General features: G+C 63.9%; 27 protein-coding genes and 2 pseudogenes. 18 read left to right on the top strand and 11 right to left on the bottom strand.

Features of this window, described 5'->3' with window-relative positions; translation table 11 throughout:
- Nucleotides 1–275: 275 nt before the first annotated feature.
- Nucleotides 276–785, top strand: coding sequence for a DUF2243 domain-containing protein (locus tag AC1MLZ_RS13480; RefSeq protein WP_480958915.1), 510 nt, complete (start codon nucleotides 276–278; stop codon nucleotides 783–785).
- Nucleotides 786–855: 70 nt separating this feature from the next.
- Here the strand turns inward: AC1MLZ_RS13480 and AC1MLZ_RS13475 are convergent, their stop codons facing one another.
- Nucleotides 856–1,059, bottom strand: a complete 204-nt coding sequence (locus tag AC1MLZ_RS13475; protein WP_480961612.1) for a hypothetical protein — start codon at nucleotides 1,057–1,059, stop codon at nucleotides 856–858.
- Here AC1MLZ_RS13475 and AC1MLZ_RS13470 point away from each other — a divergent pair.
- The 11 genes and pseudogenes from AC1MLZ_RS13470 to AC1MLZ_RS13420 all read left to right on the top strand — a co-directional run.
- Nucleotides 977–1,147 (top strand): annotated as a pseudogene (locus AC1MLZ_RS13470) (transposase); the annotation flags it as partial. The gene AC1MLZ_RS13475 and the pseudogene AC1MLZ_RS13470 sit on opposite strands and share 83 nt — an antisense overlap.
- Before the next feature lie 23 nt (nucleotides 1,148–1,170).
- Nucleotides 1,171–1,440: a DUF6351 family protein gene (locus AC1MLZ_RS13465; protein ID WP_480958914.1), complete on the top strand. Its 270-nt coding sequence runs from the start codon at nucleotides 1,171–1,173 to the stop codon at nucleotides 1,438–1,440.
- Between the two features lie 359 nt (nucleotides 1,441–1,799).
- Nucleotides 1,800–2,770, top strand: a pseudogene (locus AC1MLZ_RS13460) (SDR family oxidoreductase).
- 404 nt (nucleotides 2,771–3,174) lie between these two features.
- The gene (locus AC1MLZ_RS13455; protein WP_480958913.1) at nucleotides 3,175–4,038 is read left to right on the top strand and encodes a hypothetical protein; all 864 of its coding nucleotides are present in this window, start codon (nucleotides 3,175–3,177) and stop codon (nucleotides 4,036–4,038) included.
- Between the two features lie 473 nt (nucleotides 4,039–4,511).
- On the top strand, nucleotides 4,512–4,649 hold the full coding sequence (locus AC1MLZ_RS13450) for a hypothetical protein (protein ID WP_480958912.1): 138 nt from the start codon (nucleotides 4,512–4,514) through the stop codon (nucleotides 4,647–4,649).
- Nucleotides 4,650–4,985: 336 nt separating this feature from the next.
- A complete protein-coding gene (locus AC1MLZ_RS13445; RefSeq protein ID WP_480958911.1) occupies nucleotides 4,986–5,894 on the top strand; it encodes a LysR family transcriptional regulator in 909 nt (302 codons plus the stop codon).
- A 189-nt stretch (nucleotides 5,895–6,083) separates the two neighbouring features.
- Nucleotides 6,084–7,202: an MFS transporter gene (locus tag AC1MLZ_RS13440; RefSeq protein ID WP_480958910.1), complete on the top strand. Its 1,119-nt coding sequence runs from the start codon at nucleotides 6,084–6,086 to the stop codon at nucleotides 7,200–7,202.
- 43 nt (nucleotides 7,203–7,245) lie between these two features.
- Nucleotides 7,246–7,566: a carboxymuconolactone decarboxylase family protein gene (locus AC1MLZ_RS13435; RefSeq protein ID WP_480958909.1), complete on the top strand. Its 321-nt coding sequence runs from the start codon at nucleotides 7,246–7,248 to the stop codon at nucleotides 7,564–7,566.
- Nucleotides 7,567–7,627: 61 nt separating this feature from the next.
- Nucleotides 7,628–8,038 (top strand): (R)-mandelonitrile lyase, encoded by a 411-nt coding sequence (locus AC1MLZ_RS13430; RefSeq protein ID WP_480958908.1) that lies wholly within the window; start codon nucleotides 7,628–7,630, stop codon nucleotides 8,036–8,038.
- Complete coding sequence (locus AC1MLZ_RS13425) at nucleotides 8,013–8,474, top strand: putative quinol monooxygenase (protein ID WP_480958907.1); 462 nt, start codon at nucleotides 8,013–8,015, stop codon at nucleotides 8,472–8,474. Before AC1MLZ_RS13430 ends, AC1MLZ_RS13425 begins: the two co-directional genes overlap by 26 nt.
- A 437-nt stretch (nucleotides 8,475–8,911) precedes the next feature.
- Nucleotides 8,912–9,646 carry an SDR family oxidoreductase gene (locus AC1MLZ_RS13420; protein ID WP_480961556.1) on the top strand — a complete coding sequence of 245 codons (735 nt, stop codon included), beginning with the start codon at nucleotides 8,912–8,914 and terminating at the stop codon, nucleotides 9,644–9,646.
- Nucleotides 9,647–9,654: 8 nt separating this feature from the next.
- On the opposite strand, the gene AC1MLZ_RS13415 is transcribed toward AC1MLZ_RS13420, so the two are convergent.
- Nucleotides 9,655–10,788 carry a fatty acid desaturase family protein gene (locus AC1MLZ_RS13415; protein WP_480961555.1) on the bottom strand — a complete coding sequence of 378 codons (1,134 nt, stop codon included), beginning with the start codon at nucleotides 10,786–10,788 and terminating at the stop codon, nucleotides 9,655–9,657.
- Between the two features lie 159 nt (nucleotides 10,789–10,947).
- Nucleotides 10,948–11,658 (bottom strand): siderophore-interacting protein, encoded by a 711-nt coding sequence (locus AC1MLZ_RS13410; RefSeq protein WP_480958906.1) that lies wholly within the window; start codon nucleotides 11,656–11,658, stop codon nucleotides 10,948–10,950.
- A gap of 335 nt (nucleotides 11,659–11,993) precedes the next feature.
- Here AC1MLZ_RS13410 and AC1MLZ_RS13405 point away from each other — a divergent pair, with 335 nt between their 5' ends.
- The gene (locus tag AC1MLZ_RS13405) at nucleotides 11,994–13,487 is read left to right on the top strand and encodes a catalase (RefSeq protein ID WP_480958905.1); all 1,494 of its coding nucleotides are present in this window, start codon (nucleotides 11,994–11,996) and stop codon (nucleotides 13,485–13,487) included.
- A 159-nt stretch (nucleotides 13,488–13,646) separates the two neighbouring features.
- Here the strand turns inward: AC1MLZ_RS13405 and AC1MLZ_RS13400 are convergent, their stop codons facing one another.
- Nucleotides 13,647–14,825 (bottom strand): aspartyl protease family protein, encoded by a 1,179-nt coding sequence (locus tag AC1MLZ_RS13400; RefSeq protein WP_480958904.1) that lies wholly within the window; start codon nucleotides 14,823–14,825, stop codon nucleotides 13,647–13,649.
- A 234-nt stretch (nucleotides 14,826–15,059) separates the two neighbouring features.
- Between AC1MLZ_RS13400 and AC1MLZ_RS13395 the strand changes: the two genes are divergently transcribed.
- Nucleotides 15,060–16,631, top strand: a complete 1,572-nt coding sequence (locus AC1MLZ_RS13395) for an alpha/beta hydrolase (RefSeq protein WP_480958903.1) — start codon at nucleotides 15,060–15,062, stop codon at nucleotides 16,629–16,631.
- On the opposite strand, the gene AC1MLZ_RS13390 is transcribed toward AC1MLZ_RS13395, so the two are convergent.
- The 3 genes from AC1MLZ_RS13390 to AC1MLZ_RS13380 form a co-directional block, all read right to left on the bottom strand.
- On the bottom strand, nucleotides 16,613–17,386 hold the full coding sequence (locus AC1MLZ_RS13390) for an AraC family transcriptional regulator (RefSeq protein ID WP_480958902.1): 774 nt from the start codon (nucleotides 17,384–17,386) through the stop codon (nucleotides 16,613–16,615). The two genes, AC1MLZ_RS13395 and AC1MLZ_RS13390, sit on opposite strands and share 19 nt — an antisense overlap.
- Nucleotides 17,387–17,503: 117 nt before the next feature.
- A complete protein-coding gene (gene ribB, locus AC1MLZ_RS13385) occupies nucleotides 17,504–18,166 on the bottom strand; it encodes a 3,4-dihydroxy-2-butanone-4-phosphate synthase (RefSeq protein WP_480958901.1) in 663 nt (220 codons plus the stop codon).
- Nucleotides 18,159–18,305: a hypothetical protein gene (locus tag AC1MLZ_RS13380; RefSeq protein ID WP_480958900.1), complete on the bottom strand. Its 147-nt coding sequence runs from the start codon at nucleotides 18,303–18,305 to the stop codon at nucleotides 18,159–18,161. The genes ribB and AC1MLZ_RS13380 overlap by 8 nt, the downstream gene beginning before the upstream one ends.
- Before the next feature lie 354 nt (nucleotides 18,306–18,659).
- Here AC1MLZ_RS13380 and AC1MLZ_RS13375 point away from each other — a divergent pair, with 354 nt between their 5' ends.
- On the top strand, nucleotides 18,660–19,247 hold the full coding sequence (locus AC1MLZ_RS13375) for a DUF308 domain-containing protein (protein ID WP_480958899.1): 588 nt from the start codon (nucleotides 18,660–18,662) through the stop codon (nucleotides 19,245–19,247).
- 138 nt (nucleotides 19,248–19,385) lie between these two features.
- Nucleotides 19,386–20,117 (top strand): TetR/AcrR family transcriptional regulator, encoded by a 732-nt coding sequence (locus tag AC1MLZ_RS13370; protein WP_480958898.1) that lies wholly within the window; start codon nucleotides 19,386–19,388, stop codon nucleotides 20,115–20,117.
- 321 nt (nucleotides 20,118–20,438) lie between these two features.
- Here AC1MLZ_RS13370 and AC1MLZ_RS13365 read toward each other — a convergent pair whose 3' ends face one another.
- Entirely contained in the window at nucleotides 20,439–21,059 is a 621-nt protein-coding gene (locus AC1MLZ_RS13365; RefSeq protein ID WP_480958897.1) for a hypothetical protein, read from the bottom strand.
- A gap of 120 nt (nucleotides 21,060–21,179) precedes the next feature.
- Complete coding sequence (locus tag AC1MLZ_RS13360; RefSeq protein WP_480958896.1) at nucleotides 21,180–22,559, bottom strand: NAD-dependent succinate-semialdehyde dehydrogenase; 1,380 nt, start codon at nucleotides 22,557–22,559, stop codon at nucleotides 21,180–21,182.
- Between the two features lie 150 nt (nucleotides 22,560–22,709).
- On the opposite strand from AC1MLZ_RS13360, the gene AC1MLZ_RS13355 reads away from it, so the two are divergent.
- Nucleotides 22,710–23,609, top strand: coding sequence for a LysR substrate-binding domain-containing protein (locus AC1MLZ_RS13355; protein WP_480958895.1), 900 nt, complete (start codon nucleotides 22,710–22,712; stop codon nucleotides 23,607–23,609).
- Nucleotides 23,610–23,676: 67 nt separating this feature from the next.
- Here the strand turns inward: AC1MLZ_RS13355 and AC1MLZ_RS13350 are convergent, their stop codons facing one another.
- Both AC1MLZ_RS13350 and AC1MLZ_RS13345 read right to left on the bottom strand, forming a co-directional pair.
- Nucleotides 23,677–24,141, bottom strand: coding sequence for a nuclear transport factor 2 family protein (locus tag AC1MLZ_RS13350; protein WP_480958894.1), 465 nt, complete (start codon nucleotides 24,139–24,141; stop codon nucleotides 23,677–23,679).
- A gap of 15 nt (nucleotides 24,142–24,156) precedes the next feature.
- Complete coding sequence (locus AC1MLZ_RS13345; protein ID WP_480958893.1) at nucleotides 24,157–24,711, bottom strand: TetR/AcrR family transcriptional regulator; 555 nt, start codon at nucleotides 24,709–24,711, stop codon at nucleotides 24,157–24,159.
- A 123-nt stretch (nucleotides 24,712–24,834) separates the two neighbouring features.
- Between AC1MLZ_RS13345 and AC1MLZ_RS13340 the strand changes: the two genes are divergently transcribed.
- The gene (locus AC1MLZ_RS13340) at nucleotides 24,835–25,806 is read left to right on the top strand and encodes an alpha/beta hydrolase (protein ID WP_480958892.1); all 972 of its coding nucleotides are present in this window, start codon (nucleotides 24,835–24,837) and stop codon (nucleotides 25,804–25,806) included.
- Nucleotides 25,807–25,979 lie beyond the last annotated feature (173 nt).

Here is a 25,979-nt window from a genome sequence, read left to right as displayed (position 1 = left end):
GCGACTCCTATAGAGCCCCGCCCCCTCCGGGCGGACACTTACTACCGCCCGGTGCTGCATGAAGCTGGCTGCCCGCCTCGCTACAATTCCGTTGCTCATGACCGCGACACCAGCGTGGACGTGCACCCTCTGTCACAGCAGAACGGCGGAGGCGGTTCGTGCAGCCGTTCTTGGCTCGGATTTCGTCAGCAATTGTGCTGCTTTGGCTGCGCCAGCGCCCGTACTGATCATAGCCGCTTACGCAGTTCGCAAGTATCTTTTGTAAGGTAGCAACTATGCCTGACCGCGTACTGACAACGAAGCCGTTGACCACCGCTGGCATGGTGATTGGGATCGGGATGGGAGGCTTCGTAGACGGCATCCTGTTTCACCAGATCCTACAGCTCCACAACATGCTGTCCGCGCGGATATCGACGGACACTCTTATCGGCGCCAAGACCAACATGGTGTGGGATGGTCTGTTTCACGCCGGGGTCTGGATAGCGACCGCGGCCGGCATCGTGATGCTCTGGAAGGCCGTAAAGCGCGCTGACGTGCTACTTTCCGGCCAGGCTTTATTCGGATCGACCCTGCTGGGGTTCGGCTTATTCAATTTCGTCGAGGGAATTATCGATCACCACATCCTGAACCTTCACCACGTCTACGAGAGGATTGGATCGTCGATCTGGGACTACGTCTTCCTGGCGTCCGGGGTGGCACTGATACTGACGGGCTGGTTGATGATCCGTCATGGTCGATCGGCGCCGATAGGTGAGCCCGAGGGCCCAAACGACCATTCAAACTAGTCGTTGAACGCCCCATAAGCCAATGCTTGCGGCCTCATACAGCACTCAAGTTAGGGTCAGGTCTCGCCGATTAGAGCCAGAAGATGACGGTGGCGGCAAGCGCGATAGCGGCGTGACGTCCCCCCTGTTTTTTTGTCCATTTTGAACGAGAGTTTTCTGGCCTTGAGAAGCCTTCGGGCAAGGAGCTGGAAATGAAGAAATCTAGGTACACGGACGAGCAGATTGCCTTTGCGTTGAAGCAGGGGGAAACCGGCACGTCGGTGGCCGAGGTCATCCGGCGGAGGGGGATTTCGGAGCAGACGTTCTACCGTTGGAAGAAGGTGTACGACGGTCTCGGCGTCAGCGAACTGAGGCGCCTGAGGCCCCGAAGGCATCTACCAACGCCGTGCGCAATCAGGCGCAAATTCTGACGGCCAAGCCCGCCACGGCCTTCGACTTCTGCTATCTGAGCACGGACACAAGCTATTCCACCCAAGTGCGCGACCTCGGCATCTGCGACAGCGGCCCGCCGCTGGTGATCCGGAGCTCGCCTCGCCACGTTGCCGGCGGTCCGCGGACCGAAGACATCCTCAAATGTCAGCTCGAGGCGCTCAACTTTGCGGCGGGGCCGGGCGGTGTACCGTTCGCGGCCGAACCGGTGTCGACGCCTATTTGACGTACCAGCCTCACGGAGCGGCGTCTTTCGAGCGTCGCTTCGCTTTTTGCGTGCAACTGAGCCTAGACGGGGTCGCCTCACTCGGGCGACAACGGCGCTCTCGCCAGGTTCGCGGCAGGGTGACGCAATTCGGTCGTTCAGCGGCCGCAAAACGGTTCCCAACTTCCGTCCTTCGTTCATGCTGGTAACGGTAACCCAACTTCGGCGATAGGCTTCGGATGGCCGAGCTGACCGTCCTCGATGCTGAACGCCCGCTACGCATCCATGCGGGCGTCCATACTACGAAACCTAAAGGTGTTGCTGGGAACGACGCGCGCTAGCATTCGTCCTGCTCTTGTCGTCTCCACAAGGTAGCAAACATGACAGCCAAGACAGCGAAACGTGTCGTCATTACCGGTGCCTCCAGCGGCATAGGTGCTGCTACGGCCATCGCTTTCGCAGAGCACGGGGCGCAGCTCGTCCTCGCTGCGCGGGGCGAGGCTGGGCTTAACGACATCGCGAGCGTTGCCGTGCGGTCGGCGGTGAAGCGCATGTCCGCGTCGTCGACGTTACCGACGCACAGGCAGTAGCGCAGCTGGCCTCGGAGGCTCGCGACCGGCTCGGTGGAATCGACCTTTGGTTCAGCAATGTCGGTGTGGGTGTCGTCGGCAAGTACGAGGACGTGCCGGTTGCCGATCATTCCCGGGTGGTTGCGACCAACCTTCTCGGCCACATGAATGATGCGCACGCCGTGCTGCCGATCTTTCTGGCGCAGGATCACGGCATTTTCGTCAACATGATCTCGGTCGGCGGCTTTGTCGCGACCCCTTATGCCGCCGCCTACTCGGCGAGTAAGTTTGGGCTACGCGGCTTCAGCGAGGCATTGCGCGGCGAGCTCTCGAAACATCGACACATCCATGTCTGTGACGTCTACCCAACCTTCGTCGACACGCCGGGGATCGATCACGCCGCGAACTACACGGGCGCAAAGCTGTCGCTGCCGCCCGGGGCGCTCGCGCCAGAGACGGTCGCGCTGGCGGTCGTGCGGCTCGCGGACCATCCGCGTACCACAACCGTCGTGGGCGCGCCCGCGCTGGCACTCAAGCTCGGCCAGTTCTTCGCGCCGAATCTCAGCGCGGCGATGATGAACGGGTTCATGGACAGCTGGACCGCGAAGGCTCATCCGGGACAGGATGGAAGCGGCGCGCTGTTCGATCCGCCTGCCGCAGCCAGCGGCATCGATGGCGGTCGGCGGCGACCCGACCAGCGCCGCAAGGCCGCGGCTGCCGGAATCGGCGTCTCGGCAATTGGGATGATAGCGCTGGGAGCCCTTCTGTGGCGGCGCAAGTAACCCAGCCGCCGACGGTGCCTGGCGGCCACTAAGCGGTTGTGGGCGGCCATGGTGGCGGCCGCGCGCTGGCAGCGGCGGGGCGCAGGCGGGGCACTCGTCCGCGCCGCGAGACCCGGTTGCGCGCGTTCGCCGCGCCTGATCACGTTCCAAACCCAGACATGCATTCGAACCGGGCGTGAACCTTGCCCGCTTGCAGAGGTTGGACGGACGAGGTTGATTTTTTGGGAGTGGCTATGAGCCCGTCAGCGACATTGGCGAGAGCCCCGGCGTGTCTTCTTGTCCTAGCGCTTTTGCTTGGCGGGTGTGGCAAGATCAAGGAGAGCAAGCCGGCCGAGACGGCGCAGACGCGGGCCGAAGCCAAACGACACAAGGCCGCCTGTGCGTCGAGTACAGCCTATGATCGCATGAAGCGCGTCATCTTCGATCAGGCGCGCGAGCAAAGCAGCCACCGTACCAACCTCGACACGCTGGAGGCGTTCTCCTTCGTCAGGATGGAAAAGCCGCTCGTGGAAGGCTGGGATCCGGCGCTCGACGTGACACGCTGCAAAGGTCGCATTATCCTCGACGTTCCGCCGGGCTCCGAACAGGCGCTCGGAGGCAACCGCCGCCTGGCGGCGGACATCGCCTACACAGCTCAGGGTGCGGCTGATGCCAGCGGTTTGGTCTATGCCCTCACGGGCGCAGCGCCGATCGTCGGCAAACTCGCCGCGTTCAGCCTGTCCGACGCGACATACCGTCCGCTGCCCGCGGTCGATACGGAGGTTTCGAAAACCGAGCTGCCAAGCCCAGATACGCTACCGACCGAGGTCGCTGATCAAACTCCCGCCTCCCAGATCGGGGGCTCGGGCGCAGACGACCGTGCGGAGGAGGATGCGTCACGAGCCCCGTATTCCTCGGTTGCGAAGACATCAGAGGCACCCGCGAGCGCCTCTCGACCCGACACGGTCGCCGGGTCATCGGGTGAAGCGACGGTGCGGACCTTCTACAACGCCCTCGGCACCGGGAGCGGCGACGTGGCTTCGGCGCAGGTGATACCGCAAAAGAGGTCGAGCCGCGCCTATTCGGCCGATGCCATCTCGCACTTCTACGGCCGGTTGCGAGACCCCTTGCGGCTAACCAGCATCAGCCCCCTTCAGGGTGACGCCTATCGGGTAACGTATCGCTACGCCGCCCCGGGATTGCGCTGCAACGGCAGCGCCATCGTCCGGCTCACCTCGGGAGGAACCCGACCTCTCATCAGGTCGATCAACGCTACGAACGGCTGCTAGGATCTTGTCCGGTCGCCGCCTCAGAAGCTTCGTGCCATGCCGGAAGCGTTGCCTGTGACCCGACCGTAGAGCACTTCGACGACAAGTTCGCTCCGGAGCGGCTCCCACTCGCTTTCGTTGCCGTTGTTCCATCGGCTTGGTCCGCCGGGGGCCTTGCCGGTGAAGCCGGGTGCCTCGATGAGCGGCTCGAGGCGATTGCTGGCCGGTGCTACCAGCCAGAGTCGACATCTAACGGTGAGGAGCGTCGCGCAAGGGCGACCCACATCCGGACATTCGGGCCGGCTTGTTAGCGTCCTGGACGCGGTCCCGAACGCACTTGGCCGGTTCTCCGTGCGCTCATAGGAGCCGCCCCTCCGATCAGACACGGACAGCTCCAATGACCCTCGTGCCCTTTGTGCCGATGCGCTGGCAGATGCGTTGCCGGAAACTCGCCTGCTTCTGCGCGTTCATCCTACTCCACTAGGAGAGAGACAATGACCGACCACAAGAAAAAGGGCGACTTTCACAAGAACGGGAAGGATGACGAGGGCGGCAACAAGAAGCAGGACAACAGCGACAACACCGCGAGCAAGAACAACAACCAGAACGCTGGTCACGGCGGTCACAAGTAGTTCAAATGCCCGCAGCCCGCGCTGCTCGTGGCGCGGCCTGCGGGTACTCACACCTGCCAGCCGTGGACAACTGCCAACCGGGCCGACACCGGCGCGGAAGCGCAGGGATGCCCTTCAATTTGAACGTTATCGCGCGTTGAAGTTCGCGAGCGATTCCTATTCAGACCCACAAAGCGACATTGGAGTCGCCGCTGCCGCTTACCGAAACCCGAAGTTCGTTCAGAATCCGTTCCGGATGCCTGAGCGGGGGCGCCATTGATCTCCGGTTCGCTATCAGTCTCGCCGTCGGCGCGAGTAGCGGTTGCCTTCCTCCAGCGAGCGCCGCACACGTACGGCATGCCCTCCAGCCGCCCTGATCTGGCCGATTTTACCTATTTTCTTGCGATCGCGCGGCATCGCAGCTTCAGCCGCGCGGGGGTGGAGCTGGGCGTCACTGCCTCCGGCATGAGCCACGCCTTGAAGGGGCTGGAAGGCAGGCTCGGCGTGCGCCTGCTCAACCGCACCAGTCGCAGCGTCACCCTCACTGCGGCCGGCGAAGCACTGCGCGATGCGGTCGAACGGCCGTTCGCCGAGATCGCCTCGGCAGTGGAAGGCCTCAACCGCTTCCGCGATACGCCGGCCGGGCGCATCCGCCTCAACGTCGTCGCCGACGCTGCGACGTTGCTGCTCGGGCCGGTGATGTCCGAGTTCGCCGATCGCTATCCCGATGTCGAAGTCGACATCGTCGCGAGCAACCGCATGATCGATGTCATCGATTCCGGGTTCGACGCCGGCATTCGCCACGGCGGAACGGTGCCCGAGGACATGATCGCGCAGCGGCTGTCGGGCAACCTACGGTGGGTCGTGGCGGCGGCACCGGCCTATCTCGCGCGCTTCGGCACGCCGGAAAGCCCCGCCGATCTTGTTCGGCATCGCTGCATCGGCGTGCGTCTGGGGGACGATCGCATCTATCGATGGGAGTTCGAGGGACCGGATGGTGAGTTCGCGGTGCCGGTCGCCAGCCGCATCACCGCCGACGACGGGCGCGCCATGCTTGCAATGGCGCTTGGCAGCACCGGGCTGGTCTATGGCGTCGAGCCGCTTTTCGCGCCTTTTGTGGCATCCGGCGCGCTATCGCTGGTGCTGGAGTCCTGGTCCACGACCGGCCCCGGCTATGAGCTTTATTACCCGAGCCGCCGCCACGTACCGACCGGCCTACGGGCTCTGATCGACTTGATCAGGGAGTTGCAGCCGCTCGGACGATGACGCGGACGTTGAGCGCTGCTCACAGGTCCATGAAGCACGCCGGGGCTAATCCGCGGCAACCACGACGCCTATCTCGTTCGAACGATACGCTACCGCGTTCCGAGGAGAGCTTCCCTGACAACCGCTACCCTGCTTCCAACCGAGCATAGCCTCGCGTCGCAAGCACCCGCATGGGGCGCCGTATATGCGATGACGCTCTGTACCTTCGTGCTGGTGGCGTCCGAGTTCATGCCGGTCAGCCTGCTCAGCCCGATCGCAGCCGACCTCCACCTCACCGCCGGCCAAGCGGGTCGAGCGATCGCGATTTCCGGCCTGTTTGCGATGATCGCAAGCCTGTCGCTAGGCCGGCTGATCAACGGCGTCGATCGGCGCGTGGTACTGCTCGGGTTGACCGCCTTGTTGATCGTGTCCGGCGCGCTCGTGACCTACGCGCCCAATTACGCGATGTTGATGCTCGGCCGGGCGGTCTTGGGAATTGCGATCGGCGGCTTCTGGTCGATGTCCGCGGCAATCGCGATGCGGCTGGTACCGACCGAGGCGGTGCCCAAGGCTCTCGCGATGCTCAATGGCGGGAATGCGCTTGCCACGGTGATCGGCGCGCCACTCGGCAGTTTCCTCGGTGGGCTGATCGGCTGGCGCGGCGCCTTCTTCTGCGTGGTGCCGATCGCGATCGCCGCCACCGTCTGGCAGGCTTTGGCGCTGCCAGCGCTTCCCGCCGAGCGACGCGATGGAGGCAGCGGCATGCTGGTTCTGTTGAGGCGCAAGACTGTCGTAATCGGGCTGGCGGGCGCGGCGCTGCTCTTCATGGGCCAGTTCGCCCTTTACACCTATCTGCGTCCGTTCCTTGAGCAGGTGACGCATGTCGGGCCGGGTACGCTGTCGGTCCTCCTGCTCGTAGTTGGGGTCGCGGGATTTGTCGGCACGACGCTGATCGGGCGTCTGATCGGCCGCAAGCTTCACATCCTGCTCGCGACGATCCCGGCAATCATGGCAACGGCAGCGATCGGCCTGGCGCTGTTCGGCACGTCGCTGGCGGTCGTCGCAATTCTGCTGGCAGTGTGGGGGCTCGTCGCCACGGCGGCGCCGGTCGCCTGGTGGACCTGGGTGACGCGCGCGGCACCCGACCACCCCGAAGCCGGAGGCGGCCTGATGGTCGCGATAGTCCAGTTCGCGATCATGTCGGGGGCGACCGTCGGCGGACTCGCGTATGATGCCGCCGGGCCGAGTAGCGCGTTCCTCGGCAGCGCGGCGGTGCTTGTCGCGGCCGCAGCCGTCGCACTCCTGGGCGGCCTCCGCCGAAGCGCCTGATCGAAGCACGTCCTACCTTCCCACCTGTACAAGGAACCTACGCATGGCCGATGAACCCACCAACGCCCGCAAGGCATTCGGGGATATCGCCCCCAAGCTCGCCGAGATCACCGACAAGGTGCTGTTCGGCGACGTGTGGGCGGACGACGCACTTTCCCCGCGCGACCGCAGCCTGGTGACGATCACCACGCTGGTTGCGCTGTATCGGCACAACGAACTCGGCTTTCATCTCGGCAAGGGGATCGAGAACGGCTTGACCAAGGACGAGATCATCGCCGCGATCACCCACACTGCCTTCTACGCTGGCTGGCCCACTGCAATGACTGCGGTGTCCGTCGCGCGCGACGCGCTCAAGGACGCCTGACCAGCCGCATCCATTCAGACGCGCCCAACGGCCGCGTCGCAACTGACCAGGAGATCATCCAATGGAAATCAAGCGTGCAGGATCGCAGCCGTCGCAGCCCGGCCCCGCCGACTATTTCACGGGCACCGTGCGCATCGACCCGATGAACGCCCCGCCCGCGCCCGCGCGTCATTCGTGCGCGGCGGTGACGTTCGAGCCCGGCGCGCGATCGCACTGGCACACGCATCCGCTCGGCCAGACGCTGATCGTCACCGCCGGCTGCGGCTGGACGCAATGTGAAGGCGAGAAGATCGTCGAAATCCGCGCGGGTGACGTGATCTGGTGCCCACCCGGCCACAAGCACTGGCACGGTGCGACCGCGACCACCGCGATGACCCACATCGCCATCCAGGAGGCGCTTGACGGCAAGAATGTCGAATGGCTCGAACCCGTCACCGATGCGCAATATGCCGGCGCTCGGGGCGACGCCTGACATGGCGCAGCTTCGCGCAACCCTGTTCACCCGGATCGTCAACCGGCACGCTAAGATCGCAGCGGTCGCGCTGGCACCGCTTCTGACCGCGGCAGCATCGCCACAGGATGATACAGCAATGACACCACCGGCCCCAATCGTCCGCCTTGCGGAACTGCAGATCGATCCGGCGCAGCGCGAGGCCTATCTCTCGCTGCTACGCGAAGAGATCGAGGCATCAATTCGGCTCGAGCCCGGCGTCCTGACCCTTAACGCGGTCGCGCTGAAGGACGCTCCGGACCAAATCCGGCTGATGGAAATCTACGCCGACCAGACGGCGTATGAGGCACATCTGAAATCGCCGCACTTCACGAAGTACAAGAACGCCACAGCTGGCATGGTGACGTCGCTAACGTTGAGGGAGACTGTTCCGATTGCCCTTCGCTGGAAGCGATGACCCATAAGTAGACGCTTGGGCTACCCTATCCCGCATCCCGAAACATGCCGCGCGTTAAGGTTGCGGCGAACTGGCCGGAGGCGGCCTCACCCCGCCTGATGCGAACAATCGAAAATTGCCTATCCGCCGTTAGTCATCGGCGATGCGCTTGTAGCGTCCGCCAGCTGTCCGGCTCGACTGCCGCGGTCCGTCGCGTTTCCAATCACCGGCCCCGGCCCGGTAGAACGGTTACGTTCACCTCACCCGACCAAAGCCAATCAGCCCGAGATGCGTCGATGAACCCTTGATCGTGGCGGAAGCTGCCGCTTGGGTTGATCGACGCCAATGATCCGCACCGCGCCCATTCGCGGCTGTCCAGAGACATTGCGTCCGGTCCCCAAAGCGGCCAATCGTTCCTTCGAACCATCCAGTCGGATGAGCGGGGCGGAGTGGCTGCGATTCAGCTTCAAGGTAAGATCGCACTCGTTACCGGGGCCAGCGGAGGCCTGGGCGGTGAGATTGCCAAGTGTCTGGCCGCGGCCGGTGCCCATGTGCTGCTGCATGGCCGGAACGCAGAGCGGCTCATGCCGTTGGCGCGCATGATCGCCGACATCGGCGGTTCGTCCGAGATAGTCGTCGCCGATCTTCGTCGAGACGATGCCGCTGCGAAGCTCCTGGCCAGTCATGATACGATCGAGATACTCGTCAACAACGCGGGGGATCGCGATCGACGCGCGTTGACTGGGCTTGATCGAGCGGCCGTTCGGAAGCTGCTCGAGGTGAACCTGGTAGCGCCATTCGACCTGGCGCGCCTTCTCAGTGCCCGAATGCCGGCCGGCGGTCGCATCATAAATATCACGTCGATCGCCGGCCAGATCGCACGGTCGGGCGATGCCGCCTATACGATGACGAAAGGCGGCCTTGATGCATTGACCAGGGCGCTGGCGGCCGAACTCGGTCCGCGACAGATTACCGTCAATGCGGTCGCACCCGGCTTCTTCGCGACCGACGCGAACGCGGACATGGTCGCCGACCCTGCCGTAGCCGACCATCTTTCCCGTCGCACCTCGCTCGGGCGGTGGGGACGGCCCGAAGAGATCGCAGGCGCCGTGCTGTTCTTCGCGTTGCCCACCTCATCTTATGTGACGGGACAGGTGCTTGCCGTAGATGGTGGCTACCTTGCCCATTTTTAGTCCATCAGTTACCGACCGGCCCGGCTGGCGGCTTTAATCGTGCTCCGCATGATCTTGCCCACCAAGCCCGGCAGTCCCGCATAATTCGCTCTGTGATAGGACGAACCGCCTTCGAGGGTCGCCGAGAGGCGGCGGTGCGCTTCGCCCAACGCGTGATAGGGCAGCCCGGGCAGCAGGTGGTGCAGCGCGTGGTATCGCAGGCCGACAGGGGCCCATAGTATTGGCAGCAGCGCGGGCGGCGGCACGTTGACGGAGTCGAGATACTGCGCGGTTACGCTCATCGGCTCGCCCTCGTTCTCCCAGAGATGCGCGACAAGCGTGCGGACCTGGTTGAGCACGGCGACGCCCGAGCCGATAGCCGTCCCCACAAGAAACGCATGCAGTGAAACAGTGCTGCTCGAGACCAATGCTATCAACGCAATGGCCCACACGCTTGCCGCTGCCTCGAGCCGGGTGAAGAGCGTTCGAGCGTCACCTATGGGCATGCGCCGGCGGAACGACGGGTTGATCGTCAGCGCCGAATATCTCTCTACGACGACAACGCGCAGGCGAGTCGATAGCAGCGACAGCGGCGCCAAAGCCGCAAAACGTAGCAGCACGGCGATCGGTGCCAGCGCGGATACGACGATGAACACTGGAAGGGTCCATGGCTTCATCCGCGCGAGCGGCAGATATTCGGGATCGTCGACCGTGCCATAGCGCGTCTTGGCATGATGAAGGTGGTGGATCCCTTCGTACAGGAAGGATGGCACCAGCATCGGCACGCCGACGAGGATGTTCCAGCCGAGCCGGAAGCGCGGCAGCGCGGCGTGCTTGATGTGGCTGATCTCATGGATGAACGAAAGCGCACGGTATAGCGTGAACACCGAAATCAGCGCCGCAACACTCATCAGCGACGTCGTTCGTGCCGAGGCGGCGACGACCAGCGCGCCATAGCCGACCGCCGACGAGACGACCATGTCTCCCCAATAGAGTGCCGCGCGGGGCTTTATCAGCTCGCGGGTCAGGTCGGCCGCAGCTCGAAGCATTGCCTTGTCGTCGGCAATACCGCCCCGCCCGCTCCGACTGTCGGCAACAGCCGATGCGCGGTGTTCGCTGACGGATGCGGTGCGCGTGGATTGGTGGCGATCGACGTGCACCATCGACGGCCCATTTTCGGGCCCGTTCATCGCCGAACCGTATCCAGGAAAGCGCAGCCGTCCGTCTCAGGCCGCGTGATGATCCCGACCAACGTGTCGATCTGACCTACAGCCAAAACCATCCCCAACCGTTCGAACTGGGCCGAAGGAGGAACCGGCTGCTTAATAGTCGCTGTCATGGTCGACATATTCGATCTCCCCGCATTTCCAATAGCCCGAGACATGGAGCGCGGATCGATCGAAGCCGATGCGCCCGAATTCGTACCTGAGATCACGCGCAGCCGTTGCCTCACAGGCGCCCCATATCTGTGACGTCTCGGGACTCACCGTCAGCGCCACGGCGTATCTCGCAAGTACCAGCCCGGGCTGCGCGCCACTTATAATCCAGCTAACCGGTGTGCCGTTGGCAACGGGCAAAGGCTGAACCGCGTCTGGCGTCGACACCTCGACCGCCACCACGACGCGCTCCGCTGGGTTCATCTCTTTCAGTATCGCTGTTATCGCGGGGATCGCCGTCTCGTCGCCCAGCAGAAACAGCTTCTTTCCGGGCGCATGCCTGAACTCGCCCCGCGGCCCGGCGAGCTGGACGATCAGGCCGGGTTTCGCCGATGCTGCCCATCGCCCTGCCAAGCCGTGCCCGTGGACGACGAAATCGATATCGATCTCGCGTCGCGCCGGCCGCCACGCCCTGATCGTGAAGGCGCGTCCCTCGACGCCGGCATCGAAAAACAGCTTCACCCACTGACCGGGACGATCGCTGGTGAACTCTGCAAGATCGTCGCCGCCAAGCGTTACGCGCCGCATGCGCGGCGTGACGTCGACGACTTGCCGCACCGTCGTATCGTACAGCCGGTAGACTGGCTTATGATGCATTGAACGCTCCTTCGGCGCGACCATGCGCCATCAGCGAGCCTGACGATAAACCTTCGCAAACGGCGTCGCATGATCGCCGACCGACAGGCGGTACCGCGAACTCGCCAATCTAGGATCGATCCTGGCGATCGCCGGTCTGCACGGGATATGGCGAGATCGCGACATAAGCTGGCTGTCTGGCGCTAACGCTCCAACTGCCGTGCATTCAAAATAGCATCGATGACGACGTCAAAGCTGCAGCGTCCGAGCGAGCGGATCGTCCCACCACGCCCCGTACCGACCTTCGTCGCGAGCTAGCAGGACTGCGACAACGGCATGGAAGAGAAGGAACAGACATGACCGACTTCGACAAGCATGGTCGCTCGACGACCAGTAGCGGCGCGCCCGCCATCAGCGATCGCAACTCGCTGACGATCGGCGCCGACGGCCCGCTCCTCTTGCACGACGTTCATCTGCTCGAGCAGCTGGCGCACTTCAATCGCGAGAAAGTCGTCGAGCGCCAGCCGCACGCGAAGGGCTCGGGCGCGTTCGGTGTATTCGAGGTTACGCAGGACGTGTCGGCATACACGAAGGCGGCGCTGTTCCAGCCGGGCGTGGCAACCGAGATGCTCGCGCGCTTCTCGACGGTTGCCGGCGAGATGGGCAGCCCGGACACCTGGCGCGACGTCCGCGGCTTCTCGCTGAAGTTCTACACCGGTGAGGGAAATTACGATCTCGTCGGCAACAACACGCCGATCTTCTTCGTCCGCGACCCTATGAAGTTTCCCCATTTCATCCGCAGTCAGAAACGACTTCCGGATTCCGGGCTGCGCGACAACCATATGCAATGGGACTTCTGGACCGGCAATCCGGAAAGCGCCCACCAGGTCACCTATCTCATGGGTGACAGGGGCCTGCCCCGATCCTGGCGGCACATGAACGGCTATGGCTCGCACACCTATATGTGGATCAACGCCGACGGCGAGAAATCCTGGGTGAAATATCACTTCCACACCGAGCAAGGCTTGGCGTCGTTCACCAACGACGAGGCGGCGGCGATGGCCGGCAGTGATGCCGACTATCACCGCCGCGACCTGTTCGATGCGATCGCGCGCGGTGACCATCCGCACTGGAAACTGTCAGTGCAGGTCATGCCCTACGCCGACGCCGCCACCTATCGCTTCAATCCCTTCGATTTGACAAAGGTCTGGCCGCACGCCGACTATCCCCTGATCGAGGTCGGCACCATGACGCTCGACCGCAATCCCACCAACCACTTCGCGCAGATTGAACAAGCAGCATTTTCCCCAGGCAATACCGTCCCAGGGATCGGTCTGTCGCCCGACAAGATGCTGCTCGGCCGGGCCTTTGCGTATAATGACGCGCAGCGTCACCGCATCGGGACCAACTTCCATCAATTGCCCGTCAATCGCCCCAAGGTGCCGGTGAACAGCTACATTATCGATGGCCAGATGGCCTACGATCATAGCGGCGCTGCCCCGGTCTATGTCCCCAACGCGGCCGGGAGACCATGGGCGGACCAGACCGGGCCGGTCGCCGATGGCTGGGAAGCGGATGGCCCGATGGTACGGAGCGCCTATACCCTGCATCCCCAAGACGATGACTTCGGCCAGGCCGGCACGATGGTCCGGGATGTCTGGAACGACGCGGAGCGTGCGCGGTTCGTAGAACAGGTGGCGGGAAGCCTGCTCGGTGGCGTGCACGGGATCGTTCTGGAGCGTGCGCTCGATTACTGGAAGCAGGTCGACCTCGGCACCGGTCGACAGATCGAAGACAAGGTCAGGGCTGGAAGTACGCCGGCGCTGGCGGATGGTATGGGCGAGCATTGAACTCGATCCTGAAAGCCCAGAAAGGACCAGTCGTCAGGCATGTCAGAACTATAAAAAGCGATACGCGATTTTTGACAGAAGGCACGAGACTGCATCCCCTATTCGGAATAATAGCATGGCCATCGAAATCATGCTCAAAACCGATCAATAGGCATCAGGTTACCGGCTAAACCTATCGACCTTGATCGTCATGGTATCGAAATCCAGTTGTAACCGCGCCAGCTTGAAGATCACATCGCCGCCAACGGCGCCGTCGTCGTTAGCACTGCTGCCAATGGCCATTCCGGTTGCATGGAGCGGAGTGTCGGCCAGCTTATAATCCAGCTCGGGGATACGCCGCTCGGTTACGTCCAGTATTCCGCCCGCTCCACCCACTCGGGCGCTCGCCTCGATCACGCTCGCGCGCTGTGCGGGCGTCAGCAAGGACAGCCCGGCAACACCCAATTGGCCAGCATTGGCGCCGGTATCCAGATGTATTCCCTGAACGCCAATCGGGGTCGATATCGCCACGCCCACGCCGTTCTCATGCCAATATATTCTGGTGGCGGACGAACTGGTGCCGGGCGAGGATGTCTGATTCATCGCGGGCTCCGTCGTCCCAAGAGCCAACTGCTTGCCTCCGTCGAGCCAGGCGACCTTATGGAAAGCGGCCAAGGCCGGCAGCCCCAGGATGCCGGGAATAACGCTTCCGTCGGGTAAGCGCAGCATGGCGTCCGGCAGCACGAAGACGGGCAAATGTTCGATGACGGCAGACCCGATCGTCAAACGATCGATCATCCCCAATCGGCCCTCGACCCTTATCGTCGTAGCGGTGCCGACGGTGGCAACCCCCGCGATGAAGCGCACATTCAGCGCCTTGGCCGTGCTTGCCGAAATGGCCGTGATCTCCGCCCCGGTGTCGACGATCCACGACGACCGCGCGGTGTTCGCGGCAATCTCGACCGTGAGAAGGCCGACCGCGGAGCGGGTCAAGGGCACCGTTGCCGAACCCCTCGCCTTGATCGGGGCTTCATGCTGAAACGCTTCCGCCATGGCGAGGTCGGCTCGGTCCTCGAGATCACCCGTCAAGTCAGCCGCAAGGCGGCAAGCCGCCACGCGCCGTTTTCCGCCCGTCAGAACACCCAGATTGTTGCAGAGCCGATGGGCGAGCATCGCTCTCTCCGCAGCCGGCGCCTTCGGATGACGGGGAAGCCATGTTTCGATGGCGCTTGCCTCCGAGTCACCCCCGAGTTCGGCTCGATAGGCCAAGCGTTGCGCCTCGTCGCGGGGCGGTGGCGCATAGGGGCTGGGCTGCGGCAGCGCGGAAACGATGAGGGCGGACAGGAGCATCAAGGACATTGCACACCTACTAGTAGGGAGGTAGTTCTATCTTTGCTCCGTTGGCCCGTATCTTGTCAACCGCGATGCCGACCGGCCCTGTCTGCGACGCGGCAGCCGCGAGCGGTTCTTTGACATTCCATCGGCAACACTGCTCAGTTGCACAATTACCTACCTTCTAGTAGGTACATACCCTGGCGCAGAAAACCGCGTTGGCCCGACAAGCCACTTTTGCTCTAGCGACGGACCTACAAAATGCGCTTGCTACTCCTTGCTATCGCCCTGCCTACATTGCTCGGTGCCACCACCCCGGAGACGCGGTTTACCGTTACGCTGCCTTCATCATTTGCAGATGATCCGGCCGAACGGCTGTTGCTCTTCGCCGCACCTGCGACGTCAGAAAATGTGACAGCGACCGAGGTCGATACCGACACGTCCGATCATGATGGCGTCTCGGTCGCGGCGCGCGACGTGACTGGCTTCGGGCCAGAACACGCCGTGACGCTCGACGCGCGGGAGACTGCATTCCCCGTAAACTTCGCGACCACGGCAAAGGGGGATTATCGGGTGCAGGTCGTGCTCGATCGGAACGGCGATTACGCTTTCGCGGGACGCGGTCCCGGGGATATCCTCTCGAAAACCGTCACGATCCACTTTCCGCTCGAGTCCGTGCCCTCGATCGCGCTCGACCACGTGATGCCGCCTGCGAGCGATCAATTCGACACGAACGGGATGCCACCGGGAGCGATGGCGCAGATTGCCGCGTCGCGCGAGCATCTCCACGAAGAGCGCGTGGCATCAGGCGCGCTCACGCGCTTTCGCGGTACACCGCAATCGGTCGCGGTTTGGGTACTGACACCCCCCGGGTACGACCCGACGTCGCGCACGCGGTACCCGACGGTCTATACGGCCAACGGCTTCGGTACGTCCCACAAGATGGACGGACAATTGCTGTCGAAAATCTGGCAGCTGATGGAAACGCAGGCCATCCCGCCGATGATCTGGGTGTCGCCCGACTATGCCTCACCGACCGGCACGACCGAATTCGCCGACAGCGTGAACAACGGCCCATGGGGACAAGCATTGGTTGCGGAGATCATTCCCGCGCTCGAAGCCAAATACCGGATGGACGCCAAGCCGCCTGGTCGCTTCCTGACCGGGCACAGCTCGGGCGGCTGGTTCGCCTTGTGGGCGATGGTTCGGTATCCGGCGATGTTCGGCGGAAGCTGGCCGACATCGCCGGACCCCAGCGATTTTCGCGACTTTCTCGGCGTGGACCTCTACGCGCCTGGGGCAAACATGTACCGGGACGATAGGAACGGCTCACGCCCGCTGGAGCGAGATCACGGCCAGGTGCTGACGACGATCGAGACCGCCGCGCGGGTCGAGAGGGTCCTCGGCCACAGAGGAGGACAGCTCCAGTCCTTCGACTGGGTATTCTCGCCGCGCCGTGCCGACGGCACGCCGGCGCCAATGTTCGATCGCGACAGCGGAGCCGTCGATCCGACGGTCGTCTCCTACTGGCGCGACCATTATGACATCGGACATCTGATCGAGACCGAGTGGCCGCGCCTGCGACGCGATCTCGACGGGAAGGTTCACCTGACGGTCGGCACCGCCGACTCCTTCTATCTCGATGGCGCGGCGCATCGGCTCGAAGGGGCGTTTCGCAAGGTCGGGGGACGGGCCGATTTCACCTTCGTTCCCAACGCAACGCACGGCATGAACAGCCTCTACACTCGGGACGGGGATCGCGCCGCGCTCTACAAGGACATGACCAAGGCAATGTATGCAGTCGCGCGCCCGGCTCAGTCCGCCTTGAAATAGGTGCCGGGGGTCTTGCCGAACATCGCCTTGAACGCCGCGATGAAGCCCGACGGGCTATCGTAGCCGACCGCGTAGCTGACGCTGCTGACCGATTGACCTTCGGCGAGGCGTTCGAGCGCGATCATCAGGCGGTAGCGCTGGCGCCAGGCGCCGAAGCTCATACGGGTCTCCGCGAGGAAAAGCCGCTCGATCGTGCGGACGCTGGCCCCTGCGAGCGGGGCGAGCGCCGCGAGCGGCGCGCGGTCGGCGGGGTCGCGGCGGACGAGGTCGACGACGCGCAACGCGCGGGGATCGGAGGGCTGCGGCAGGTCGACGGGCGACTGCGCCATCCGAGCGAGCTGGTCGACCAGCACCCGGCTCAACCGGGCATGTGGCGACGCCGGGTCATAGTCCCAGGGCAGATCGACCGCCGCAGCAATTAGTTCGCGCAACAGCGGGGTCGCGTTGACGACCTTGATCCCTGGCCAGCACGGCAGCCCCTTCATCGCCGGATCGACGTACAGGATGTTCAGGTCGACCCGATGGCGTACCTCCAGGCCATGCTCGGTCCCCGCCTCGATCCACAGCGCACGTCCAGACGACAGGATCCAGCTGCCCGCAGGCGTCGGCACGTGCATCGCGCCCGCCGTGGCGTACATCAATTGCGTGCGGTCGGCATGCGTGTGTGGGGCGAGCGAGCCAGGACCCTGCGTGAGCGAAAAGCCGCACAACTGTGCGCGCATCTCCTGTCCGGGACGTTGAGGGATCTGCGGCATGGAACGGCAACATAGCGATACCAGCGCGAATGTCGCTTACGATAGACCGCCGGCGAGCCGACCGGCCATCGCCTGCTTAGCCTCGCTACCTCCGACTTGCCTCCGCCGTCTCCGCACTCAGCCCCGATAGGCCAGCAGCTCGTCGATCGACACGATCGGCATTCCCTCGCGCGCGGCGAAGGCCGCAAGCTCCGCGCCGCGCGTCATGGTGCCGTCCGGGCCGGTAACCTCGCACAGCACGCCAGAGCGCGGCAGCTTAGCCAGGTCCATCAGCGCGATCGTGGCCTCGGTATGACCGCGCCGTCCGCGTAACCCCCGAGGATCGGCGCAAAGCGGGAACACGTGCCCCGGCCGTGCCAGCGTATCCGGCGTCGCGCCGTCCGCGATCGCCGTCCTGATCGTCGTCACCCGGTCCGCGGCGGACACCCCCGAGGTCACGCCATCGCGCGCCTCGATCGACACGGTGAAGCCGGTGCCAAACCTGGAGCTGTTGATCGCGACCATCGGCGGCAGGTCGAGCGCGCGGACGGTTTCCACCGTGAGCACCAGGCAGACGATGCCAGACCCCTCGCGGATCATCAGTGCCATCTGCGCGACCGTCAGCGTCTGCGCGGCGAAGATCATGTCGCCCTCGTTTTCACGATCCTCGTCGTCGACGACGATCACGCCGCGCCCCGCACGAAGCTGCGCCAGCGCACGCCCTACGCGGTCGATCGCGGGCGACGGAGACGCGGGCGGTGCTACATCATTCGGGGACGGATCCCGCACATCATCAAGCATCGCAACTCTCCATATGGTCGGCCGCAAGCCGGCGGATCGGTTGCTCGGCCCCACGCCCGGACCGCGTGCCGCGCGCCACCGGCACCAGTCGCGCGGGGTCACGCTGCCGAAAACAGCCCGACAATGGGTCCGTCGTCATGGCCGGTTGCGGCGTTGCGGTCCGCCTTGGCGCTTCTGGGATACGGCGAAGTAAGAGTATCTGTTCGTTCGACACGGTGGCATCCTGCAGGAGAAGAGGCCTCGCCCTGGGCGTTCGACTGCCGCGCATATGCCGGATCGACGGCCGCGTCTCGCTGAGGCCGCGAGAATGACGGACCAGCGCTATTGGTTGTCGGACCGGCGCCATCACCCGCCCCCAAGCACCACCACATAGGTAGCCGTCGCGGTGCGGCGCAACGAGAGCGCGCGCGCCGCGGCATGCAAGTCGCAGCAAAGCACATTGACACCCGAACTGCCTACCTTCTAGTAGGTCGCTACCCCAAGGAGATTCGAAATGGCGTTTACAAGCATCGACACCGTGTCCCGCCAGTCGTCCGCGTGGCTCAAGGGCTATTATTTCACACGGTTCGCTTTTTCGGCCGCGTGGGTCGCGCTCGCATTCAGCTTCGCAAAGGATGCTCCCGCGCTCGCCGGCATCATGCTCATCGCCTATCCGGCCTGGGATGCCGTCGCCAACTTCGTCGATGCCCAGCGCAGCGGTGGGCTGGGCCGCAACCAGTCACAGCTGCTCAATGTCTTCGTCAGCGTCGTCGCGGCGGTTGCGGTCGCCATTGCCCTCGGCCGCGGCATGCAGGACGTTCTGTTCGTCTTCGGCATTTGGGCGGCGCTTTCCGGCGTCTTCCAATTAGCCACTGGCCTTCGGCGCTGGAAGTCCGCTGGCGCGCAATGGGCGATGATCCTGAGTGGCGCCCAGTCGGTCCTGGCAGGCGTGTTCATGGTCAAGGGAGCGGGTGGCACCGACGCGGTGAGCATAACCAGCATCGCCCCTTACGCCGCATTCGGTGCGTTCTACTTCCTGGTCTCGGCGATCTGGCTGTTGGTGAGCGACGCACGCAGGCCCGTGCAGCGCCCAGCACTCTGATCCCGGCAAGACTTCCTTTTGGGCGGCGTGTCTCTCCCACCGCTGGGATGCCCTGCACCCCGTTTATGTGCGCTGCCGCCCTGCCCTGGGCGGCCGAGCACATCCCCTGGAACCTCACTTGGGACCAAGGCACCGGCATTGCTGCTGCCGAACGCGCGTGAGCAACGGATCCAGCGATCCCGGCGGCGCTTCCGCCCACATCCGTGGGAGGCGCAGTCCTTCTTGCCCGGTCGGGTCGGCAGCGTTATGTCGCCGACCTACCAGAAGGAAGTTGCGTTGACCGAGAGCAATACCGCCAGCAAATTGATCCAGGAGACCAGGCAGCTCATCGCGGATGTCGGTTATAATGGCTTCAGCTATGCCGATCTGTCCAAGCGCCTCGGCATCCGGAACTCCAGCATCCACCATCATTTTCCATCGAAGGTGGATCTGGTGGTGGCCGTGGTCGAGCAACAGCGTTTGGCGATCAAGGAGCAGATCGAAGCGCTTGACGGCGAGACTTCGGATGCTCTCGCCGAGCTCGACGCCTATGTCGAGTATTGGAAACGCTGCATCGAGGATCAGACGGCGTCTTTCTGTCTCGCCGGCGTACTGGCGGTCGAGATGCCCGGCCTTCCGCCTGCCGTGGCCGACGCGGTGCACGGCCATTTCAATGACCTCAACCAATGGTTGAAGCGCGTGATGACGTTGGGCGTCGAACAGGGCACGATCACGTTGGAGCTCGATCCCGAGCGGTCCTCGCAGTTTTTTCAAACGACGATCTACGGCGCCATGGTGATGGCTAGGGCCTTTCACGATCCGTCCAAATTTACCTTCGTCGCCGATGCGTTCCTGACACGCATGAGAACCGGACGCGCGTCCACGACCTAAGCTTCACCGGTTGTGTTTTTGCACGTGTCGTCGTCGGAACGGGCATCTCGTAAACTTTCGTCAGCGCATCGAACCACGCGGTGCAATGCTAGCTGATATTTGCACAGACCGTCATCCCAGCGGAAAGTGGGATCACCTTGTGGAACGCCCTTAAGAAGCCGGGGAAGTCTTCAGCCTTCCCCGGAGCATCGGCTCTGGATCAGCCCCGTCACACTTGCTGTAGCCGCATTGATAGCATGTGGGGCATCCCTCGATCTTGTGCGCGGTATCGCGCTTGCAGCTCGGGCAGGTCTTGCCGGGGTCGGATGCTACCCCGGCATACTATTCCTGCTGCGGCGCCGAACGCTGGCGCAGGATGCGACCGATCACCGCCGCGCCATCGGGCGGAAGGAGCCGAAATCCCTGCCGATGCCGCCGCCCTGCTGCGGGGGTGAAGGTAGCGACGTTGAGCGCCGGCATGATGCCAACGCCCGGCAGATCGGGCTTGCTGTCCATCGAAGCCTGGATGATCGGGCTCACAAAGCAGTTAACCCTGATGACCCGCTTGCCGATGTCCGCGCTGGCGAGGATGCCCCCGCCCCGCACCCAGTCGCGCGCTCCCAGCGCATCGAGCCCGGCGGCGGCATGGCTGGTATCCTGAGGGTATACACCGTCGACGACGCGCGCGAATGTCTCGAACGGAGTAGCCTCGTTGCCGTGACGATATTGCTTGCGCCAGATGTCGACAGTCACCCGCTGATCGAGCGGGCCGGCGTGGGGCGAGGCCTGCCCAGATGCAGAGACTTGGGAGCCGTGCGAACTGTATCTGGAACTCACAGACGGCGTCGCTTGCAGCTCAGCTGCCACCACGGATGGCGCCTTCGTTCGCTTTTCCTGGGTGCGACGATCTATGCCGGTACGCAGTTCCCGGTTTGGACAAACAAGTTCGACAACAAGCGCCATGTGCATCCTTCGTCGCCTGCGGGCGGCCGCTCGAGGCGACAGCAGCGCGGCAACAATCGCAGTCGCTCTTGGGCGCCGGTCGAGGCGGAAGCGGCGTAAGCGTCGCTTCCGCCTCGTGGCTCAGATGTCGAGGCCGGCCATGAGCACGTACTTGACGTTCACATATTCCTCGATGCCGTAATAACTGCCCTCGCGGCCATAACCCGACTGCTTGATGCCGCCGAATGGCACCGACGCCGTGCCGACTGAACCCGAATTGAGGATCACCATCCCCGCCTCGATATTGCGCGAAAGGCGGAAGGCGCGACCGATCTCGCGGGTATAGGCATAGGCGACGAGGCCATATTCACTGTGGTTGGCGCGCGTGACGACCTCGTCCTCGGTTTCGAAGCGGTAAATGGCGAACACCGGCCCGAAGATTTCGGTCGAGGCGACCTGCATCCCGTCGGTGACGCCGGTGAGGATCGTCGGCAGATAGAACAGGCCGCCCTGCGGTGCCGGCTGCCCACCCAGAACGACCCGCGCGCCCTTGTCGGCCGCATCGGCGACGAGCGCCGCGACCTTGTTAAGCCCCGACTGGTTGATGAGCGGGCCAACGACGAATTCGTCCTGCATGCCCTGGTCGACGCGGATCTTGGCGACCGCCTCCTTTAGCTTCTCCACGAACGCATCGTGGATGCCGGCTTGGACATAGACGCGGTTCGGCGAGATGCAGACCTGACCCGAATTGCGCAGCTTGGCGGAAACGAGCCCCTGAACGGCCACGTCCAGATCGACGTCATCGAAGACCAGGAACGGCGCGTTGCCGCCCAGTTCGAGCGTCATCTTCTTGAGCGTGTCGGCGCTGTTCCGCGCGAGCAGCTTGCCCACGTTGGTCGATCCGGTGAAGGAAATCTTCTGGATACGCGGATCGCCGGTGAACGCTTCGCCGATCGCCTTGGAATCGCCGGTCACCATTTCGAAAACGCCCTCGGGAATGCCGGCTTTGCGGGCATAGTCGAGCAGCTTGTAGGCGGTGAGTGGCGTCTCTTCCGATGGCTTGATGATCATCGTGCAGCCCGCCGCCAGCGCGGTGGCGATCTTGCGGGTGATCATCATGAACGGGAAGTTCCACGGCGTGATTGCGGCCGTGGGGCCGACCGGCTCCTTGGTGACGAGCACCTGCGCGCCGAGCGCGTGGGTCGGGATGGTGTCGCCGTAAACGCGCTTGGCCTCTTCGGCATACCATTCGATGAAGCCGAGGCCGTAATCGACCTCGCCCAGCGCTTCGGACAGGCATTTGCCGTTTTCCTGGACCATGATCTCGGCGAAGAGGCGCCTGTCGGCGCGCACCAGTTCGAACCAGCGGCGCAACAGGTCGCCACGCTCCTTGGCGAGACGCCGGGACCATGCCGGGAACGCGTCGCACGTGCGGTCGATCGCGGCCTTGACCTCCGCTGTGCTATATTCGGGTGCTTCGCCGACGACAGAGCCGTCGGCCGGATTTGTGACCTTGATCATGATGTTTCCTTTGCTCCGCGACGGGATATCGTCGGGTCTTAGGGTCCCGACCGCCGTTCGGGGGGAAGGCGTTCGCCGATCACGCTTATCTGCGGCCTTGGTCGGATCGGAACAACGGAGTAATCTTGCTCAACAGTTGAGGAATGTTGCGTGCGCGATTTGCCTCCATTGAATGCTTTGTCGGCATTCGAATGTGTCGCCCGGGTCGGCAGCGTGAAGACGGCTGCCGAAGAGATGCTGGTCACGGCCGGGGCGGTGAGTCATCAGCTACGCCAGTTGGAGGAGCATTTCGGCGTCCCCCTCTTCGTGCGACACGGCCGGGGGCTGGCGCTCACCGCGTCCGGCGCCGCCTATTTCGAGCGCGTCACCGCCCACTTCGAAGGGCTGCGCCAGGCCAGCGCAATCCTGCACGGCAATGCCGGTCGCTCGGTGCTGCGGCTCCGGTCGCACACTACCTTCGCAACGCGCTGGCTCATCCCGCGTCTCACCCAGTTCCAGCTCGCGCATCCGGAGATCGATGTGCGCCTCAGCATGGATTCGGAATGGAGCGATCTCGGCGATTTCGACGCGGCGATCCGGCTGGGGGACGGCAACTGGCCGCAATATCGATCCACACGGCTCGTCTCCAACGTGCTCGTGCCGGTTTGTAGCCCGGCGCTCATCCGACCGAGCAGGCCAGCCGATGTCGCGTGGCTCGCCGAACAGACCATATTGGTGTCGCGTGCGCGCCCGGACGACTGGCACTTGTGGTGCGACACCGCCGGGGTGGATTATGGGCGACTGCTGCGAAAGCGCGAGCTTGAAAGCTCCGCCCTGGCCTATCAGGCGGCAATCGAGGGAAATGGTGTCGCGCTCGCACAGAGGGTCCTCGTAGAGACCGAGCTCGAGCAGCGCAGTCTGATGCTGCCACATCCAACCGAGGTCGACCGCGGCGATTCAACCTATTATCTGGTCGCCGGACCGGACGGCCACAAAGAGCGCCTGATCAGCCAGTTGCGCGCGTTTTTAACGGGAGCGGCATGCGGCGGCGCGGCACGGAACAAGCCCTAATCCAGAATGCCCGTCTAAAGTGGGTCAGTTGACGTCGATGCCTATGCGGTAAGGATTTGCCTTCTGCTCAGAGGTCAAGATCGCTGAGCGAGGGGTGATCGTCCGGACGTCGGCCAAGCGGCCAATGGAATTTGCGCTCCCCTTCCGCGATCGGGCGATCGTTGATCGAGGCTATGCGACGCGCCATCAGACCGGCTTCGTCGAACGCCCAATTCTCATTGCCGTAGGAGCGGAACCAGTTGCCGCTGTCGTCGCGCCATTCATAGGCGAATCGCACCGCGATCCGATTGCCCTCGTGCGCCCACATCTCCTTGATGAGGCGATAGTCCAGTTCCTTCGCCCATTTGCGCGTGAGAAACGCGACGATCGCCTCCCGTCCGGTCAGGAAAACGTCCCGGTTCCGCCATACGCTGTCCGACGTGTAGGCGAGCGACACCTTCTCCGGGTCGCGGCCGTTCCAGGCGTCCTCGGCCATGCGGGCTTTCTGCGCCGCTGTTTCGGCGGTGAAGGGCGGAAAGGGGGGACGGGACATGGTTACACCTCTACGTTATCGCAGCACGGCCAGCGACTGCACGGCGATGTCGGCAGTCATCAGCAGCGCTTCGGCCGACGCTCCATCTCTCGCCTGCACCGACATCCCTTGCACGACTGTCCCCACATAGCGGGCCCAGGCAGCGCAATCCACATCGGCGCGCACCTGCCCCTCGGCGATGCCGCGTTCGAGGCGCTGCTCGACGCTCGCGATGCTGTCGGCGCGCAAGTCGCGGCCAAGGTTTGTCAGCTCCCTCTCCGTCGCGCTGGTGGTGGGCGTGGCGATCATGCAGCCCGGTGTGCCGACGGTGCGCGCAAAGACGGTTGCCGCATCGCGAAGGAGGCGTTCGACCGCCGCCAGCGCATCGGCCTCCTCCTCCAGCGCACGCGCCCCGAACCCGCCGATCGTCACGCGATACCGCTCCAGCGCCTCTCGATAGAGCGCCTCCTTCGAGCCGAAGGCGGCGTAGAGGCTCTGCGCCGATATGCCCATGGCCTCGGTCAGCATCGGAATGGATGCCGCCTCATAGCCCGCAGCCCAAAACACCTGCATCGCCGCGTCGAGAACCACGTTCCGGTCGAAGGCAGGGGGGCGACCGCGCCCTCTCTTTATTTCCACAATGCTCATTGTTGTAATTGACCGCCGAATCGTTTATCACCATGCTCGTTGTTATATATATGAGCAAGGACGGACATGACCACCCCCACCTATAGCGCCGGCTCCAATTCCCTTCACGAACTGTTCCGGCCGGACGCGATCTCGGATGAGACGCAGGCCGTCAACGCCCGGTTGGCGACGACTCTCGCATCGCTCACTCCCCCGAAAGATTTTCCTGCCGCGCGGGCCCCCTATTCGAAGGGGGAAACCGGCTTGCCGCCGTTCCCGCAATCGCCGCGCGCGCGCACGCTGGAGATCGCCGGGCCTGCCGGACCGGTGAAGCTACGCATCCTCGCGCCCGAGAACCCGCGCGGCGTCTATCTGCATATCCACGGGGGCGGCTTCACCGTCGGCAGCAACGATACCTGGGACGGACTTCTCGAAATGTTCGGGCGTGACGCGGGGATGGCCTCGGTCTCCGTGGAGTACCGCCTGGCTCCGGAAGATCCCTTCCCCGCCGGAGTCAATGACTGCGTTGCCGCGGCGCTGTGGCTTATCGACCACGCCGAGACCGAGTTCGGCGTTTCCTGGCTAGCAATCGGGGGCGAGTCCGCCGGTGCGAATCTCGCGGTCTCGACGCTGGTGCGCCTGCGCGACATGGGACGGGGCGGAGCGTTCGGCGCGGCCAATCTCCTGTTCGGCTGGTTCGACCTGTCGCTGACCCCGAGCGCTCGCGCGTCCAGCGGCACGCCCTTTATCGACCACGTCAACATGCCAAGCTATGCGATCGCATACGGGGGCACCGCCGACGTGCGCAATCCCGCAGTGTCTGCACTGTATGCCGATTTGAGCAACCTGCCGCCGGCATTCGTCACCGTCGGCACGATCGATCCGCTGCTGGACGACAGTTTGTTCATGCACATGCGCTGGCAGGCGGCCGGCAATCCGTCTGAGCTTGCCGTGTATCCGGGCGGCAATCATGGCTTCAACGCGCTGGAAGGCGACCTAGCTCGGGCGGCGAACGAGGGCATGGCGAAGTTCCTTGATCGGGCCCGCAGCAACGCATGACTTTGTGACGTGGTCGGGGGCCAGCCACAGTCTTCGGGAATGGGCTTTCCGTGCTACTATGGACTGACCGCCGGCCGCTCCTCGTTGGGAAGTACCGATCGATCGAGCCGACACTGACGCGGGTGCGTACGCATAGCCGACAACAGCATCATTTGCGGACGATCAGGTTAACC

This window comes from Sphingomonas sp. PEI4, assembly GCF_056679955.1.
This window is presented reverse-complemented; position numbering and strand designations above follow the sequence as displayed.

What these genes read in the sequence shown, in the direction of transcription:
- AC1MLZ_RS13480 (WP_480958915.1), top strand. Translation starts at nt 276, where the DNA reads ATGCCTGACCGCGTACTGACAACGAAGCCGTTGACCACCGCTGGCATG.
- AC1MLZ_RS13475 (WP_480961612.1), bottom strand. Translation starts at nt 1,059, where the DNA reads ATGACCTCGGCCACCGACGTGCCGGTTTCCCCCTGCTTCAACGCAAAG.
- AC1MLZ_RS13455 (WP_480958913.1), top strand. Translation starts at nt 3,175, where the DNA reads ATGAAGCGCGTCATCTTCGATCAGGCGCGCGAGCAAAGCAGCCACCGT.
- AC1MLZ_RS13450 (WP_480958912.1), top strand. Translation starts at nt 4,512, where the DNA reads ATGACCGACCACAAGAAAAAGGGCGACTTTCACAAGAACGGGAAGGAT.
- AC1MLZ_RS13445 (WP_480958911.1), top strand. Translation starts at nt 4,986, where the DNA reads ATGCCCTCCAGCCGCCCTGATCTGGCCGATTTTACCTATTTTCTTGCG.
- AC1MLZ_RS13440 (WP_480958910.1), top strand. Translation starts at nt 6,084, where the DNA reads ATGACGCTCTGTACCTTCGTGCTGGTGGCGTCCGAGTTCATGCCGGTC.
- AC1MLZ_RS13435 (WP_480958909.1), top strand. Translation starts at nt 7,246, where the DNA reads ATGGCCGATGAACCCACCAACGCCCGCAAGGCATTCGGGGATATCGCC.
- AC1MLZ_RS13430 (WP_480958908.1), top strand. Translation starts at nt 7,628, where the DNA reads ATGGAAATCAAGCGTGCAGGATCGCAGCCGTCGCAGCCCGGCCCCGCC.
- AC1MLZ_RS13425 (WP_480958907.1), top strand. Translation starts at nt 8,013, where the DNA reads ATGCCGGCGCTCGGGGCGACGCCTGACATGGCGCAGCTTCGCGCAACC.
- AC1MLZ_RS13415 (WP_480961555.1), bottom strand. Translation starts at nt 10,788, where the DNA reads ATGGTGCACGTCGATCGCCACCAATCCACGCGCACCGCATCCGTCAGC.
- AC1MLZ_RS13410 (WP_480958906.1), bottom strand. Translation starts at nt 11,658, where the DNA reads ATGCATCATAAGCCAGTCTACCGGCTGTACGATACGACGGTGCGGCAA.
- AC1MLZ_RS13405 (WP_480958905.1), top strand. Translation starts at nt 11,994, where the DNA reads ATGACCGACTTCGACAAGCATGGTCGCTCGACGACCAGTAGCGGCGCG.
- AC1MLZ_RS13400 (WP_480958904.1), bottom strand. Translation starts at nt 14,825, where the DNA reads ATGTCCTTGATGCTCCTGTCCGCCCTCATCGTTTCCGCGCTGCCGCAG.
- AC1MLZ_RS13395 (WP_480958903.1), top strand. Translation starts at nt 15,060, where the DNA reads ATGCGCTTGCTACTCCTTGCTATCGCCCTGCCTACATTGCTCGGTGCC.
- AC1MLZ_RS13390 (WP_480958902.1), bottom strand. Translation starts at nt 17,386, where the DNA reads ATGCCGCAGATCCCTCAACGTCCCGGACAGGAGATGCGCGCACAGTTG.
- ribB (WP_480958901.1), bottom strand. Translation starts at nt 18,166, where the DNA reads ATGCTTGATGATGTGCGGGATCCGTCCCCGAATGATGTAGCACCGCCC.
- AC1MLZ_RS13380 (WP_480958900.1), bottom strand. Translation starts at nt 18,305, where the DNA reads ATGACGACGGACCCATTGTCGGGCTGTTTTCGGCAGCGTGACCCCGCG.
- AC1MLZ_RS13375 (WP_480958899.1), top strand. Translation starts at nt 18,660, where the DNA reads ATGGCGTTTACAAGCATCGACACCGTGTCCCGCCAGTCGTCCGCGTGG.
- AC1MLZ_RS13365 (WP_480958897.1), bottom strand. Translation starts at nt 21,059, where the DNA reads ATGGCGCTTGTTGTCGAACTTGTTTGTCCAAACCGGGAACTGCGTACC.
- AC1MLZ_RS13360 (WP_480958896.1), bottom strand. Translation starts at nt 22,559, where the DNA reads ATGATCAAGGTCACAAATCCGGCCGACGGCTCTGTCGTCGGCGAAGCA.
- AC1MLZ_RS13350 (WP_480958894.1), bottom strand. Translation starts at nt 24,141, where the DNA reads ATGTCCCGTCCCCCCTTTCCGCCCTTCACCGCCGAAACAGCGGCGCAG.
- AC1MLZ_RS13340 (WP_480958892.1), top strand. Translation starts at nt 24,835, where the DNA reads ATGACCACCCCCACCTATAGCGCCGGCTCCAATTCCCTTCACGAACTG.